Origin of the sequence: Mycetocola sp. 2940 (assembly GCF_040548835.1) — a bacterium.
In the GTDB taxonomy this organism is placed as follows: domain Bacteria; phylum Actinomycetota; class Actinomycetes; order Actinomycetales; family Microbacteriaceae; genus Mycetocola_A.
The window spans coordinates 214,809-230,047 of record NZ_JBEPSK010000005.1 but is presented as its reverse complement, the minus strand read 5'-3'; the positions used below and the strand labels follow the sequence as shown (position 1 = coordinate 230,047).

The 15,239-nt window shown below is 66.5% G+C and carries 15 protein-coding genes; 9 read left to right on the top strand and 6 right to left on the bottom strand.

Going from position 1 to position 15,239, the window contains the following annotated elements; genetic code table 11:
• Nucleotides 1-141: 141 nt before the first annotated feature.
• Both ABIE24_RS10185 and ABIE24_RS10180 read right to left on the bottom strand, forming a co-directional pair.
• Nucleotides 142-822: a response regulator gene (locus ABIE24_RS10185; RefSeq protein ID WP_354499284.1), complete on the bottom strand. Its 681-nt coding sequence runs from the start codon at nt 820-822 to the stop codon at nt 142-144.
• 11 nt (nt 823-833) lie between these two features.
• Nucleotides 834-2,018, bottom strand: coding sequence for a sensor histidine kinase (locus ABIE24_RS10180; RefSeq protein ID WP_354499282.1), 1,185 nt, complete (start codon nt 2,016-2,018; stop codon nt 834-836).
• A gap of 180 nt (nt 2,019-2,198) precedes the next feature.
• On the opposite strand from ABIE24_RS10180, the gene phoU reads away from it, so the two are divergent.
• Nucleotides 2,199-2,855 carry a phosphate signaling complex protein PhoU gene (gene phoU / locus ABIE24_RS10175; protein ID WP_354499280.1) on the top strand — a complete coding sequence of 219 codons (657 nt, stop codon included), beginning with the start codon at nt 2,199-2,201 and terminating at the stop codon, nt 2,853-2,855.
• A 139-nt stretch (nt 2,856-2,994) separates the two neighbouring features.
• Here the strand turns inward: phoU and ABIE24_RS10170 are convergent, their stop codons facing one another.
• From ABIE24_RS10170 to ABIE24_RS10155, 4 genes are all read right to left on the bottom strand, one after another.
• Nucleotides 2,995-3,747: a phosphoglyceromutase gene (locus tag ABIE24_RS10170; protein ID WP_354499278.1), complete on the bottom strand. Its 753-nt coding sequence runs from the start codon at nt 3,745-3,747 to the stop codon at nt 2,995-2,997.
• A 202-nt stretch (nt 3,748-3,949) separates the two neighbouring features.
• Nucleotides 3,950-5,077, bottom strand: coding sequence for a CAF17-like 4Fe-4S cluster assembly/insertion protein YgfZ (ygfZ, locus tag ABIE24_RS10165; protein ID WP_354499276.1), 1,128 nt, complete (start codon nt 5,075-5,077; stop codon nt 3,950-3,952).
• Nucleotides 5,077-5,673 (bottom strand): nitrobindin family protein, encoded by a 597-nt coding sequence (locus ABIE24_RS10160; protein WP_354499275.1) that lies wholly within the window; start codon nt 5,671-5,673, stop codon nt 5,077-5,079. Before ABIE24_RS10160 ends, ygfZ begins: the two co-directional genes overlap by 1 nt.
• Before the next feature lie 137 nt (nt 5,674-5,810).
• On the bottom strand, nt 5,811-6,101 hold the full coding sequence (locus ABIE24_RS10155) for a hypothetical protein (protein ID WP_354499273.1): 291 nt from the start codon (nt 6,099-6,101) through the stop codon (nt 5,811-5,813).
• A gap of 111 nt (nt 6,102-6,212) precedes the next feature.
• On the opposite strand from ABIE24_RS10155, the gene ABIE24_RS10150 reads away from it, so the two are divergent.
• The 8 genes from ABIE24_RS10150 to pstB all read left to right on the top strand — a co-directional run bounded on the left by ABIE24_RS10150 (nt 6,213) and on the right by pstB (nt 15,199).
• The gene (locus ABIE24_RS10150; protein ID WP_354499272.1) at nt 6,213-6,902 is read left to right on the top strand and encodes a response regulator transcription factor; all 690 of its coding nucleotides are present in this window, start codon (nt 6,213-6,215) and stop codon (nt 6,900-6,902) included.
• The gene (gene mshD, locus ABIE24_RS10145; protein WP_354499270.1) at nt 6,874-7,755 is read left to right on the top strand and encodes a mycothiol synthase; all 882 of its coding nucleotides are present in this window, start codon (nt 6,874-6,876) and stop codon (nt 7,753-7,755) included. Before ABIE24_RS10150 ends, mshD begins: the two co-directional genes overlap by 29 nt.
• Before the next feature lie 97 nt (nt 7,756-7,852).
• Nucleotides 7,853-10,027 (top strand): RNA degradosome polyphosphate kinase, encoded by a 2,175-nt coding sequence (locus ABIE24_RS10140; RefSeq protein ID WP_354499268.1) that lies wholly within the window; start codon nt 7,853-7,855, stop codon nt 10,025-10,027.
• Nucleotides 10,024-10,959, top strand: a complete 936-nt coding sequence (locus tag ABIE24_RS10135; protein WP_354499266.1) for an NUDIX hydrolase — start codon at nt 10,024-10,026, stop codon at nt 10,957-10,959. Before ABIE24_RS10140 ends, ABIE24_RS10135 begins: the two co-directional genes overlap by 4 nt.
• A gap of 139 nt (nt 10,960-11,098) precedes the next feature.
• On the top strand, nt 11,099-12,196 hold the full coding sequence (locus tag ABIE24_RS10130) for a phosphate ABC transporter substrate-binding protein PstS (RefSeq protein ID WP_354499264.1): 1,098 nt from the start codon (nt 11,099-11,101) through the stop codon (nt 12,194-12,196).
• A 107-nt stretch (nt 12,197-12,303) separates the two neighbouring features.
• Nucleotides 12,304-13,269, top strand: a complete 966-nt coding sequence (pstC, locus tag ABIE24_RS10125) for a phosphate ABC transporter permease subunit PstC (RefSeq protein ID WP_354499262.1) — start codon at nt 12,304-12,306, stop codon at nt 13,267-13,269.
• Nucleotides 13,269-14,405 carry a phosphate ABC transporter permease PstA gene (gene pstA, locus ABIE24_RS10120; RefSeq protein WP_502916265.1) on the top strand — a complete coding sequence of 379 codons (1,137 nt, stop codon included), beginning with the start codon at nt 13,269-13,271 and terminating at the stop codon, nt 14,403-14,405. Before pstC ends, pstA begins: the two co-directional genes overlap by 1 nt.
• Before the next feature lie 14 nt (nt 14,406-14,419).
• Nucleotides 14,420-15,199 (top strand): phosphate ABC transporter ATP-binding protein PstB, encoded by a 780-nt coding sequence (gene pstB, locus ABIE24_RS10115; RefSeq protein ID WP_354499260.1) that lies wholly within the window; start codon nt 14,420-14,422, stop codon nt 15,197-15,199.
• Nucleotides 15,200-15,239 lie beyond the last annotated feature (40 nt).

Below are 15,239 nucleotides of genomic sequence, written 5' to 3'. Positions count from 1 at the left end.
GCCCGCCCGGCGGCGGCGGCGCGGCCGCGGCCGGCGCCGCGGCGCCCGCCCCCCCCCCCCCCCCGCCGCGCCCCCCCCCCCCCCCGCGCCCCCCCCCCCCCCCGCCCCCCCCCCCGGCCCCCCCCGCTTCTTCGTCGTCGGTCAGGCCTCGAAACGGTAGCCAAGCCCGCGAACGGTGACGAGCATCCGCGGCTCTGACGGGTTCGCCTCGATCCGGGAACGGATCCGCTTGATGTGCACGTCGAGCGTCTTCGTGTCGCCGAAGTAGTCACTCCCCCAGACCCGGTCGATCAGCTGGCCGCGCGTCAGCACCCGTCCGGCGTTGCGCAGGAGCAGTTCGAGCAGCTCGAATTCCTTCAGCGGCATGGGCGTCTCGGTCCCGCTCACCTCGACCGTGTGCCGTTCGAGGTCCATCCGCACGGTGCCCGCCTCGAGCACGGACCCGTCGGTCTCCTCGTCCGTGCCGCGGCGGCGGAGGACAGCACGGATGCGCGCCAGCAGCTCGCGGCTCGAGTACGGCTTCGTGACGTAGTCGTCGGCGCCGAGCTCCAGCCCGACGACGATGTCCACCTCGGAGTCCTTGGCGGTGAGCATGATGATCGGGGTGCTCGACACGGCCCGCATCTGGCGGCACACCTCCGTGCCCGGGATGCCGGGGAGCATGAGGTCGAGGAGGACGAGGTCCGGTTCCTCGGCATGGAATGCCGCGAAGGCCGACGGGCCGTCCTGAACGACGTCGATGACGTATCCCTCGCGTCCAAGCAGATAGGCGAGCGGCTCGCTGAGGGCTGCTTCGTCTTCGACGAGGAGGATGCGTGTCATGCGGTGTTGTCCTAACGTGCGCTGTCGGATGCCGGGGATTCGGCGGGAATCGCGATCTGACCCGTCAGCGGCCTCTCGGGCGCTTCAGGGATGCGGATGGTGAAGGTCGATCCCTTGCCGACAAGGGACCAGACCTTCACCTCTCCGCCGTGGTTCTGTACCGTGTGCTTCACGATCGACAGGCCGAGTCCGGTGCCGCCCGTGTTCCTGGACCTGGCCTGGTCGACGCGGAAGAACCGCTCGAAGACCCGGTCGCGGTCTTCCTCGGGGATGCCGACACCCTGGTCGGTGACGGCGATCTCGACGAGGCCGTCCTTGCGCGAGACACCGACACCGACGCGTCCTCGTGGCGGAGAGTAGGTGATGGCATTCGCGATGAGGTTGTGCACAGCCACGACCAGCAGGGCCTCGTCGCCGTACACCTTCGCGCCGCTGTCGCCTGCAGAGACGAGGGCAACGCCGTGGGCCTCGGCGGCAACCCGGTTCTGGTCGAGCGCCGCGGCGACGATGGCGTCGACGTTGAGAAGTTCCGGCTGGTGCAGGGCATCCGCTGCCTGCAGTCGTGACAGGTCGATGATCTCGCCGGTGAGCCGGGCCAGCCGCGATGCCTCGGTGCGCAGCCGCGCGGCGAACTTGCGCACCTGCACCGGGTCATCCGCTGCCGGCTCGAGGGCTTCGGCGAGCAGCCCGACCGCCCCGATTGGCGTCTTCAACTCATGGCTGATGTTGGCGATGAAGTCACGCCGTACCTCGTCGAGCCGGCGAGACTCGGTGTGGTCCTGCGCGAGGACGAGGACGTATCGGGTGCCGAGACGCGCAGCGCGTACTCCGAGGTGGAGCGTGGCGTCGCTGAACCGTCCCCGCGAGAGGTCGACGTCGACGGTCATCGGCTCGCCGGTGTCCCTGACGGTGTCGGCGATCCGGCCGATCTCGGCGTGGGCGAACCTGCCGTCGCGAACGAGGCCGAGCGCGAGCGCCCCCGGGGAGACCTTGACGACGTTGCCGGACGGGTCGACGACGATGCCTGCGGTTTCCAGGGCATCGAGCACCTGGCTCACCCCGTCGGGCACCGACTGGGTGACTACCCGGGCGACCCGTTCACCCCGACGGGCCGCGTAGAACAGGCCGGTCGCAAAGCCGCCCCCGACGAGAAGGCCGAGCAACAGGGCTGCGAGCAGCAGCCAGGGAGAGTCCATACGACTAGGTTAGAGGCATAGCCGTGGCGTGCTGCCCGGCCGGTGGCTCTCATCAGGGCATTTGGTTGCTGTTCAGGTGGAGGCCACCAAACGTTAACCTGCGCACGGCAGGGTGGACGCGGGCCTGGTCCGGGGTGCCTGAAAGCGGTACGCCAGGTCCGACAGAGGAGTGGAGATCAGATGCGTGAAGTATTCCAGCAAGAGTTGGCCGAGGTGCAGGACCGGCTGGTCGCCATTTCAGAGCTGGTGGCGATCTCCATCACCAACGCGGTCCGGGCGTTCAGCGAGTCGGATGTCACGATCGCCGATGAGGTCATCGAGAACGACGTGCGGATCGATGAGCTCACCGTCGCCCTCGACGAGCTGGCGATCAACATCCTCGCCCGCCAGCAGCCCGTCGCACGCGACCTGCGCATCGTCGTCAGCGCACTGCGCATCAGCGCATCCCTCGAACGGATGGGCGACATGGCCGAGCACATCGCGCAGCTTGCCCGCTACCGCTTCCCCGAACGGGCCGTCCCGAAGGGGCTGCGCACCACCTTCGCTGAAATGGGCCGGCTCGATGTCGAGATCGCCCACAAACTGACCGAGCTGCTCCGCACCCAGGATGTGCGCCTGGCCGAGGAAATCCGCAACGAGGACGACAAGGTTGACGAACTGCACGTCAGTGTCTTCGACAAGGTCCTCGGCGAGACCTGGAAAGGGAAGCCCGTCGCGACGGTCGACGCCACGCTCGCTTCGCGCTACCACGAGCGTTTCGCCGACCACGCCGTGTCGATCTCCAAGAAAGTCCAGTACCTCGCCACGGGCGACTGGATCGCCGACACCGACGACTGATTTCGATAAAGAGAAAGGGCGCGAACCGATCGGTTCGCGCCCTTTATTGTGTTCGTTTCTTGGATTTCGACTGCCTAAGCATCAGCGCCGGGGCGCTGATGCTTAGGCGCTCGATCTTCCAAAGGTTAGGCGCGAGCGCCTAACCTTTGGAACCCTGTGCCGCCACAGCAGCGGCACCGGCCGCGGCCGCTTCCGGGTCGAGGTACGCGGCCGGCTCGATCGGCTCGAAGTTCTCATCGAGCTTGTAGACGAGCGGGATGCCGGTCGGGATGTTCAATTCGGAGATCTCGTCATCTGAGATGCCGTCGAGGTGCTTCACCAGCGCGCGAAGCGAGTTTCCGTGGGCCGTGACGAGCACGGTCTTCCCTGCGGCGAGGTCGACGGTGATGTCGGAGTGCCAGTAGGGAAGCATCCGGTCGATGACGTCCTTGAGGCATTCGGTCTTCGGAACCTCGCCATCGATCCCGACGTAGCGCGGGTCGTGGGCCTGGGAGTATTCGTTGTCGTCGTCGATGGGAGGCGGCGGAACGTCGAACGAGCGACGCCAGGTCTGGAACTGCTCAGCACCGTACTCGGCGAGGGTCTGGGCTTTGTCCTTGCCCTGGAGGGCGCCGTAGTGGCGTTCGTTGAGGCGCCAGGTGCGCTTCACCGGGATCCAGGCACGGTCGGCGACGTCCAGGGCGATGTTCGCGGTCTGGATCGCACGGGTGAGCACGGAGGTGTACTGGATGTCGGGGGTGAGTCCCGATTCGTTCAGCAGCTCCCCCGCCCGGTTGGCTTCGGTGACGCCCTGATCGCTTAGGCGCACGTCGACCCAGCCCGTGAAGAGGTTTTTCTGGTTCCAGTCGCTGTTGCCGTGGCGCAGCAAAATGAGTGTGTATGGCAAAGACATGCCCCCACTCTATCGAGCGCTTCATGCCGACCGGTTGCGAGGGGCGCGGATGCTGCGGCGCGCACCATCGCCCAACCCGCCCTGCTACGACAGAAACGGTCGAACGGGCCACAGCCCGGACACGAACGGTCGAAAACGTCGAACCCGAGCAACCCATTTCGTCGGAGCAGCGTCGGCCGCCAACCATCGGGGCGGGCGCGGCCTACGGCGTGCGGCGCACCGCTCCCAGCCGCGGCAGGCGAGGCACATCAGCGACCGCTCCGGCGTCTGAGGGCACGATCACCTGCTGTGCTGCGGCGATCGCGGAGCCGTCCTCGTCGACGGTCAGCCGGGCAGCGGGATCGACGTTTCTGCGGACGACCGCCAGGGCGATCGGGCCGAGTTCGTGGTGCATCGCGGCAGTGGTCACCGCGCCGACCGGAGTCGGTTCACCGTTCTTCTCTGCCAGGACGGGGGCACCGCGCCGAGGCAGCACCGAATCCGACCCGTCGAGGTGCAGCATCACGAGCCGGCGCGGCGGGTGCCCCAGGTTGTGGACCTTCGCGACGGTCTCCTGGCCCCGGTAGCAGCCTTTCGTGAGGTGGACGGCGCTGCGCAGCCAGTCGAGTTCGTGCGGAATGGTCTTCTCATCGACCTCAGCGGCTTTTCGCGGACGCCACGCGGCGACACGAAGCGCCTCCGCCGCGAGGGATCCGGCCACGGGCAACAGCCCGGTGGCAAGGGCCGGCAGCTCCTCGCGCAGCACGAGCACTTCCGTCCAGCTCCAGTCGGCCGAAGGATGCTCACCCCGCGCATACTGGTGGCCCCCCGAGACGACACTCCGCCACGGGTCGGTCCAGACCAGCGGCACGCCGTTCGGTGACGCGACGACGAGGTCGAGCGGTGCGTCTGCCGGCATCAGGCCGACCCGGGCAAATTCCGCCGACCGGTCCGCCACCTCGACCCGGAGCATGAATTTCATCCGGTTCAGCCACGCCACAAGGGGGTCGACGTCGTCCGCCTCGACGAGCAGCCAGGCGGTGTCCCCGTCGTCGAGGACTCCTGCCGCGTATTCGAGGCGCCCGTTCGGGTCGAGGAACAGCGTTTCACTCGACCCGCCGGCGGGCAGGTTCGTGAGTTCGGCAGACGTCATCGAGTTGAGCCAGCTCAGCCGGTCGGGGCCGGCGATGGAGACAATCCCCCGATTCGACAGGTCGACGATCGCCTCACCGGCCGCGAGCATCCGCTGTTCGATGTTGGGGCTGCCGTAGTGCGATGGCACGCCGACGTCGATCGCGTCCGGAAGCACAACGGCGCCGGGGCGGTTCAGAAACGGGGAGGGAGCAGTCATCAGTCAACCTTTGCGAGTCGCCCGGAGGCGTGGGTGCGGAGATCATGGCCGAGCGCGGCGATGTCCCACGCCCAGAGCAGGTGGCTTTCGACGAGTCCGTACATCCGGGTGGCCGCGGCGTATTCCTTCGCCCCCGCCGTGCGCATGACAGCGTCGGTGGCCAGGTCGATGCGGGGCCCGCGAACTTGCCCGAGATACAGTTCGCTCACGCCGCCGGGGTGAACGAGCGACACCTCGAGGTCGAACCCGCCATCGGTGTTGCGGAGGGATTCGACGTCGTCAGCGGTCTGGTACGGGCGGTCTCCGACACCGGGCAGCAGCGCGGGACCCGGGTCGCCGGCGCGCTGCGAACGGTGCAACCGCCAGTAGCCGGTCTCAGCGGTGAGGCTCGTGCGTTCCTCGTCGAGGAGCCAGGTGTGTGACGTGTAATTGAGGTACGGCATCCCGTCGTGGCTGAAGCTCACACGCTGGCCGAACTCGGAGGTCACGGTGCCCTGGCCGGCCGCGTAGTCGAGCACGCCTGTGCCCTCCCAGACGCCGAGGAGCCACGACAGAGGAACGAGCTCGGCGGGCAGACCGGTCGGGATTTCGATCATCGGCGCCCCAGCGGTCAGCGCTGTCCGCGGAAGAGGTTGAGGAGAACGACCACAGAGATGCCGGCGATAGCAAGGCTGGCAAGAGCAAGCAGGCCGACAAAGAAGAGTTCGAGTGCGACGAGGTCCATGGCAGCAGTCTATCCCTCGAAGAGGGCGACAAGACCGATGATGGCAGCCGCCACGGTGAGGATGCCCAGCACGCCGACCACGCTGATCGACAGACGGTCGATGAAGCCCACCTTCTGGTGCGTGCGTAACTGCACGACGAAGGCGAGGAGGGTGCAGGCCGCCAGCGTGAGCGACAACCAGGTGAATCGCAGCTCGACGGGTGCGAACACCGCGACGAGGATCGCGCCGAGAAGGCCGGCGAGCCAGACGCCGAAGATACCGCGCCAGGTGCGCGACGGGGTCATCGGAGCATCGGTCATGCCCCTATTCTGCCTGAAACCGGCCGGGCCCGGGGGCTGGTCGATGGGGTCGGTCCGAGACAGGCCCGCGCCAAAGATAGTATGGGTCCACGTAATCACTGGAGGTCGCACGTGGCGCAACTGTTGATTCTGACCTCACAGGTCGACAATGATGTGCTGCCATCACTCGGCCTGCTCAGTCACCGTGTGCGTCAGATCCCCGCTCAGCCTGCCCAGCTCGTCAACGCGCCCTCGAGCGACCTGATCATGATCGACGCGCGGACCGACCTCGCCGGCGCCAAGTCGTTGTGCAAGATCCTGCGGACGACGGGCCTCACCGTCCCGCTCCTTGTCATCCTCACCGAAGGCGGCCTCAGCGCGGTCAGTGCCGACTGGGGCGTCGACGACGTCCTCGTCGAGATGGCCGGTCCCGCCGAGATCGACGCCCGTATCCGGCTCGCCATCGGTCGGCAGGCGCTCGAGCAGACGACCACCAAGATCCAGACGTCTGGCGTCGTCATCGACGAGGCGAGCTATTCGGCGAAGGTGCAGGGAAAACCGCTCGACCTGACCTACAAGGAGTTCGAACTCCTCCGGTTCCTCGCCGCCCACCCGTCGCGCGTCTTCACGCGGGAACAACTGCTCAGCGAGGTCTGGGGTTACGACTACTTCGGAGGAACCCGGACGGTGGACGTGCACGTGCGGCGGCTCCGCGCGAAACTCGGCGAACTCGAGCAGCTCATCGGAACAGTGCGCAACGTCGGGTACCGGTTCAACGTCTACGAGGACGACAATGCGCAAGCCGATCCTGCGCGTCCGTGACATCACGGATGCCGCGCCTCGTGCCGCATTCGATCGTCTCATCCGTCGAGCAGTCGCCGGCGACGGGGCGTCCCCGTTCAACGACCAGGCACTGATCGACGCCGAAGCCGGCTCCCGCTCCCTTCTCCTCGCGATTGCTCCACCGGAATCGCCGAGCGCCGCCGAGCTCCTCGTCGGAGCGGCCCTGATCGGTCACGGGGAGCTCGAGTTCGTCGTCGACCCCGAGTGGCGCGGCACCGGTGTCGGCTCGGCGATGCTCAAGGAGATCCTCGCGAACGCTCCCCCCGGCCTGCTGGCCTGGGCCCACGGAGACCACCCGGCGTCCCGGGCCCTCGCCGACCGTTTCGGTTTCGAGAGGATTCGAACGCTTCTCCAGTTGCGGATGCCACTGGAGGCGGCCGCCGCGACTCCGGTGCGCTCCGCGGACATCACGTCGTTCACTCCGGGGACCGACGACGCCGAGTGGGTCGAGCTCAACGCCCGGGTTTTCGCAAGTCACCCGGAACAGGGCCGGATCACCATCGACGACCTCAGGGCCCGCCAGGCCGAGCCATGGTTCGACGCCGGCGACTTCCTGATCGCCCGCGACGGGAGCGGTCGAATGCTCGGCTACAACTGGCTGAAGATCGACGGCGACCACGGCGAGATCTACGTGATCGGCGTCGGCGAACCGGGCCTGGGCCTCGGACGGGCCCTCATGCACGCCGGCCTCGACCGGATGCGACAGCGCGGCGTGCGCACGGCATCGCTCTATGTCGAGGCAGACAATGAGCCGGCCGTCTCCCTCTACCGCTCGCTCGGCTTCACCGACCACACGATCGATGTGCAGTACCGCGGCCGGCTCGCTGTCTGAATTTTCCGCTCGATTCAGGCGAGAAGTCCCCGATTGTTCACCGGCACGGGCCGAACGCCCGGGCCCACCGTGACACGATGCGTGACAAGATGTTGGGATGGAAACTGAGAGCATCGCGCACGACTCCGGACTCGGTGGCGACGACGACGATTTCGACCCGGTTTTCGAGCGGGACGATCCGGCGCTTCCTGAGGGCCGCTACCTCGACCGCGAGGTGAGCTGGCTGGCATTCAACCAGCGTGTGCTCGAACTCGCCGAGGACCCGACCGTCCCGACTCTCGAGCGCGCCAACTTCCTCGCGATCTTCGCCTCCAACCTGGACGAGTTCTTCATGGTCCGCGTGGCCGGGCTCAAACGCCGGGTTCTGACCGGGCTCGCCGTTCCGACGAACGTCGGACGAGCGCCGACCGATGTGCTCGGCGACATCTCCGACAAGGCCCATGAACTGCAGGCGCGTCATGCCCGGGCCTGGTCGGAGCTCGTCAAACCAGATCTCACCGCCGCAGGGGTGAACGTCGTCACCTGGGACTCGCTCAACGAGAAGGATCGCGAACGCCTGCGGGGCTACTTCGGGCAGCAGATCTTTCCCGTGCTCATGCCGCTGGCCGTCGACCCGGCACACCCGTTCCCCTATATTTCAGGCCTCTCGCTCAACCTCGCGGTGCGGGTGCGCAACTCCAAGACCGGCCGGCAGGAGTTCGCGCGGCTCAAGGTTCCGCAGATGCTGCCCCGGTTCGTGTCGGTCGACCCGTCGGCGTCCCTCGACTCGGTGAGGTACATCCCGCTCGAAGATCTCATCGCGAACCATCTCGGCGACCTCTTCCCGGGCATGGAGATCATCGAACACCACGTCTTCCGGGTCACACGGAACGAAGACGTGGAGATCGAGGAGGATGAGACCGAGAACCTCATCCAGGCGCTGGAGAAGGAACTCCTCCGTCGCCGGTTCGGTCCGCCCATCCGGCTCGAGATCACCGAGGACATGGATGACGTGACCCTCGACCTGCTCGTGCGCGAACTCGACGTCACCGATCAGGAGGTGTACCGGCTCCCGGCACCACTCGACCTCGGCGGCCTGTTCAGCCTGTCGGGAATCGACCGCCCCGACCTGCGCTACCCGCCGCGGGTGCCCACGACGGTCGTTCAGTTCCAGCCGGTGGAGCCGAATGCGAAGCCCGACATCTTCCGCGCCATCTCGCAGCAGGACGTTCTCGTCCACCACCCGTACGAATCCTTCGCCACGAGCGTGCAGGCGTTCCTCGAACAGGCCGCAGCGGACCCGCAGGTGCTCGCCATCAAGCAGACCCTCTACCGGACCTCCGGCGACTCACCCATCGTCGAGGCACTCATCGATGCGGCAGAGGCCGGCAAACAGGTTCTCGCCCTCGTCGAAATCAAGGCACGGTTCGACGAACAGGCCAACATCACCTGGGCTCGCAAGCTCGAGAAAGCCGGCGTGCACGTCGTCTACGGCCTGGTCGGGCTCAAAACGCACTGCAAGCTCGCCCTCGTCATCCGCGAGGAAAAGGGAACACTCAAGCACTACAGCCACATCGGAACCGGCAACTACAACCCCAAGACGAGCCGGATCTACGAGGACCTCGGCCTGTTCACCGCGGACGCCCAGGTCGGCAAGGACCTGACCCGGCTGTTCAACGAACTCTCGGGCTACGCCATCGAGAAGAAGTTCAAGCGGCTTCTCGTGGCGCCGCTTCACCTGCGCAAGGGACTGCTCAAGCACATCGACCAGGAACGCAGGAACGCCGAGGCAGGCAAGCCGAGCGGCATCCGGATCAAGGTAAACTCGATGGTGGACGAAGCCATCATCGACGGACTCTACCGGGCCAGCCAGGCCGGGGTGCCCATCGACATCTGGGTGCGCGGCATCTGCGGCCTCAAGCCCGGCCAGGAGGGCATGAGCGAGACCATCCGCGTGCGCTCCATCCTCGGCCGTTTCCTCGAGCACTCGCGAATCTTCTCGTTCGTCAATGACGGAGACCCGCACGTCTTCATCGGCAGCGCCGACATGATGCACCGCAACCTCGACCGTCGGGTTGAAGCGCTGGTGCGACTCGTCGCCCCCGCGCACCTCACCGAGATCAGCAGCCTCTTCGACGTTGCCATGGACGACAACACGTCGACCTGGCACCTGAACGCCGATGGGGACTGGGAGCGTCACTCGACCGACGACTCCGGTGTGCCCCTCGTCGACATCCAGGATCGGCTCATGCTCAAGACGAGTCTCCGGCGCCGACCGAGGGCTCGACGGTGACGACTGCTGTGTATGCCGCAGGCGCAGTGTGCTGGCGGCGAATCGACGGCAAGGTCCACATTCTCGTCATCCACCGCACGAAGTACGCGGATGTCACCCTGCCCAAGGGAAAAGTCGACCCGGGAGAATCGCTGCCGCAGACCGCCGTGCGCGAGATCCTCGAGGAGACCGGCCTGGCCGTGGTGCTCGGCGTGCCGCTCGGGATCTCCCGTTACCCGCTGACGAGCGGCAGGGAAAAAATCGTGCATTACTGGTCGGCGGAGGTTCACGACGGCGCCGTGCACTCGTCGACCTTCGTACCGAACGGCGAAGTCGCCGCCCTTGAGTGGGTCACCCCGCGCAAGGCGCGCACGTACCTGACCCATCCCCCCGACGTCGAGATTCTCGACACCTTCGCGAAGCTGCTCGAAGAGGGTGTCAGCTCCACCTTCGCGATCATCGCCCTGCGTCACGGCAAGGCCCTCCAGGCATCAGCGTGGGCCGGAACGGATTCCTCCCGTCCGCTGACCGCCCGGGGTGTCGAACAGGCGACGAGCATCGTGCCCACCCTGCAGGCGTTCGGTGTCCGGCGGATCGTCTCGAGCACCGCCGTCCGGTGCGTGACGACGGCGGCCCCGCTCGCGGCGGCATCCGGTCTCGACCTGCGCAAGACCGACCTGATCAGCCAGAACGCCTGGGAACGGGGCGAAGCGGATGTGCGTAAGGTCGTCGGCAAGAGGGTCAAGTCGCGCAAGACCGCTGTGCTCTGCAGCCATGGGCCGGTGCTTCCGGAGATCCTGCGCGAAATCGCGCTCGCCACCGGCAGCCTCTCCGGCTCCTACCTGTCCAGCGCCGCCGACCTGGCGACCGGCGCCTTCAGCGTCGTCCACCTCTCAGCGACGAATCCAAGCTCAGGGATCATCTCGATTGAGACCCACGAACCCCGGGCCTGAGCCGCTTCTCCAACGACTCGTCGGATGCCGTTAACCTCCCGTTCACCATTCTGAGGGACTCTCGTTAAGCCGGATGCCTAACGTACTTCGTGGGCCTGCACCGGTCCGTCCCGAGATCACAATGAATGGACACAATTCCGTGAAGTTCACCACGTTCGGCCGCGTCGCGGCCGTTGCCGCACTGGCCGCACTCACCCTGACCTCCTGCGCAGCAAACGAAGGACCGGCAGCAGGAGGCAGCGACGGCGAGAGCGGACTCACCGGCACCCTCGTCGGTGGCGGCGCATCCTCGCAGCAGTCCGCCCAGGAGGCCTGGGTCGCCGCATTCCAGGGCATGCACCCCGACGTCACCGTCGAGTACGACCCCGCCGGTTCCGGTGCAGGGCGCGACACGTTCACCGCGGGCGGCAGCGCGTTCGCCGGCTCCGACCGTGCGTTCAAGGACGAGGAACTCGCCGAAGACAACTTCGCCGCCTGCGTCCCCGGTACCGGCATCGTCGAGCTCCCCGCCTACATCTCGCCGATCGCCGTCATCTTCAACGTCGACGGCGTCGACACCCTCGACCTCGACGCAGCAACCGTCGCCGGTATTTTCGCCGGCAGCATCACCAACTGGAACGACGAGGCCATCGTCTCCCAGAACCCCGACGCCGAGCTGCCTGACCTGGCGATCACCGCCGTCCACCGCGCTGACGACTCGGGTACCACCGAGAACTTCACCGAGTACCTGCACGCAACAGCTCCCGATGTCTGGACGAACGAAGCCGATGGCGTGTGGCCTGACGGCCTGACTCCGGAATCGGCATCGCAGACCTCCGGCATGATCGACGCCGTGACCTCGGGCACCGGAACCATCGGCTACGCCGATGCCTCGCGCGCCGGTGAGCTCGGCACCGTGTCGATCAAGGTCGGCGAGGAGTACGTTCCGTACTCCGCTGAAGCCGCCGCCGCGATCGTCGACGCGTCACCTGCGGCCGAAGGCCGTGGCGAGGCTGACCTCGCTATCGAGCTCGACCGTACGTCGACCGAAGCCGGTGTCTACCCGATCGTCCTGATCAGCTACCTCATCGGTTGCACCGAGTACGAAGACGCTGAATCGGCTGAGCTCGTCAAGGAGTACTTCAGCTATGTTGTGAGTGAAGAGGGGCAGAAGGTCAGTGCGGATGCCGCCGGCTCCGCCCCGATCTCCTCGACCATCGCCGAGAAGTCTGCGGCAGCGATCGAACTCATCAAGTAACACCTCCGATGACCCCGGTTGCCGCCTGAGAAGGCCGCAACCGGGGTCACACCGGTTGCGGCCCTCTGGCCGCCCGTCCACCTCGACCCCCAGGGGGAACCCAGCAGATGTCGTCGCCAGCGGTTGTTCGTACCGAAAGCGCCCCACCCCCCAAACCCGTCCAGCGCCTCGGCGACCGGGTCTTCTCGGGAAGCGCGCTCACCGCGGGCGCACTGATCCTCGCCACCCTCGCCGCCGTCGCCGCCTTCCTCATCGTCCAGAGCGAGCCGGCATTCACGCGGGACCCCGAGGACATCTCCATTTTCACCTCCGGTGAGACCTTCTGGACCTACGTCGGACCCCTCATCTTCGGCACGCTGTGGTCGTCCGCGCTTGCCCTCGTCATGGCCGTGCCTGTCGCCATCGGCATCGCCCTCTTCATCTCGCACTACGCCCCGCGCAAGCTGGCACAGGGCCTCGGTTACGTCGTCGACCTGCTCGCGGCCGTTCCTTCCGTCGTTTTCGGCCTCTGGGGCGCCAACACCCTGGCGCCGCTCGTCCAGCCGTTCTATGCCTGGCTCACCGAGAACTTCGGCTGGTTTCCGCTCTTCGCTCCGCCCGCCTCAGGCACCGGTCGCACGATCCTCACGGCCTCCGTCGTGCTCGCCGTGATGATCCTCCCGATCATCACCGCGCTCTGCCGCGAAGTGTTCCTCCAGACCCCCGTGCTGCACGAAGAAGCGGCACTCGCCCTCGGTGCGACGCGCTGGGAGATGATCCGCATGGCTGTGCTGCCGTTCGGCCGCGCCGGTATCGTGTCTGCCGCCATGCTCGGTCTCGGTCGGGCCCTCGGCGAGACGATGGCCGTTGCGATGGTGCTCTCGTCGTCCAACGCCATCACCTTCGCCGTCCTGACCTCGTCGAACCCGAGCACCATCGCCGCGAACATCGCGCTCAGCTTTCCCGAGGCGTACGGGCTCAACGTCAACGTCCTCATCGCCACCGGCCTGATGTTGTTCGCCATCACCCTCGTGGTGAATGCGATCGCGCGCTACATCATCAACCGCCGCAAGGAATTCTCGGGAGCGAACTAATGGCATCGACAACAACTGCCCCGCCCCGCGTCTCCGGCTCCGGCCCGGGCTCACGCCCGAACCCGAGCGGCGGGCCCGGCGCCATGCCGAACGTCTACGCGAGCGGCCGCCTCGGCAAATCCGCCCCGTGGATCGTTCTCGGTGCCTCGCTCCTCGTGAGCGTCGCGGTCTTCGCGCTGCTCCAGGCGGCATCCGGCGGCGGCTTCAACGTCGCTGGGGCGATCGTCCTCACCGGCATCCTCAACGGCGTGGCCATCTACCTGGTCGCGCTGCTCGTCGAAGGCGTACGCCAGGCCAAGGACCGTCTGGTCACCACCCTCGTGTGCAGCGCGTTCATCATCGCGCTGGCACCGCTGGTCTCCCTCTTCATCACCGTTCTCTCCCGCGGAACGGCACGGTTCGATATCCAGCTGTTCACCGAGTCGATGCGGAACGTCGTCGGCGAGGGCGGCGGGGTGCTGCACGCCATCGTCGGAACCCTCATCATGACCGGAATCGCGGCGCTCATCTCGGTCCCGATCGGCCTGCTCACCTCGATCTACCTCGTGGAATACGGTCGCGGGGCGCTCGCCCGGGCGATCACCTTCTTCGTCGACGTGATGACCGGCATCCCGTCGATCGTCGCCGGCCTGTTCGCCTACGCTCTCTTCGCCCTCTTCTTCGGGCCCGGCATCCGGCTCGGGATCGCGGGAGCCGTGGCGCTCAGCGTGTTGATGATTCCCGTGGTGGTCCGCTCGAGCGAAGAGATGCTGCGCCTCGTCCCCAACGAACTGCGCGAAGCCGCATTCGCCCTCGGAGTTCCGAAGTGGCTCACCATCCTCAAGGTGGTCCTGCCGACCTCGATCGCGGGTATCACCACCGGTGTCATGCTCGCCGTCGCCCGCGTGATCGGTGAGACCGCCCCGCTGCTCGTCGCCGCCGGGTTCACGTCGAACATGAACTACAACCCGTTCGAAGGTCGCATGCAGAGCCTCCCCGTCTTCGTCTACAGCTCCTACGTGAGCCAGGGCACGGACGCTCAGGCGTACCTCGACCGGGCCTGGGCAGCCGCCCTCACCCTCATCCTCATCGTGATGGCACTCAACCTCATCGCGAGACTCATCGCCCGCGCCTTCTCCCCCAAGCTCGGCCGCTAGCACCAAAGGAAACCATGTCCAAGCGCATCGAAGTCAAAGACCTCAACGTCTACTACAGCAAGTTCCTCGCGGTCGAAGGCGTCTCCCTCACGATCGAGCCGAGAAGCGTCACGGCGTTCATCGGACCGTCCGGCTGTGGAAAGTCCACGTTCATCCGCACCCTCAACCGCATGCACGAGGTCATCCCCGGCGCACGCGTCGAGGGCGAAGTCCTCGTCGACGGCGACAACCTCTACGGACCAGGTGTCGACCCGGTGCTCGTTCGCCGCAACATCGGCATGGTGTTCCAGCGGCCGAACCCATTCCCCACGATGTCCATCCGTGAGAACGTCCTCGCCGGCGTATCGCTGAACAACCGCCGCATGTCGAAGTCGACAGCCGACGACCTGGTCGAGAAGTCCCTGCAGGGAGCGAACCTCTGGAAAGAGGTCAAGGACCGCCTCGACAAGCCCGGTTCGAGCCTCTCCGGTGGTCAGCAGCAGCGGCTCTGCATCGCCCGCGCCATCGCCGTCTCGCCGGACGTGCTGCTGATGGACGAGCCGTGTTCGGCGCTGGACCCGATTTCGACGCTCGCGATCGAGGACCTCATCGAGGAGCTCAAGAACGAGTACACCATCGTGATCGTCACCCACAACATGCAGCAGGCCTCGCGGGTCTCGGACCGCACGGCGTTCTTCAACATCGCCGGAACCGGCAAGCCCGGCAAGCTGATCGAATACGACGATACGAACACCATCTTCACTCAGCCGAGCGTGCAGGCGACTGAGGACTACGTCTCGGGCCGGTTCGGATAGCATCCGCGGTTCGAGTTCGGCCGAGGGGCAGACGAAAAGC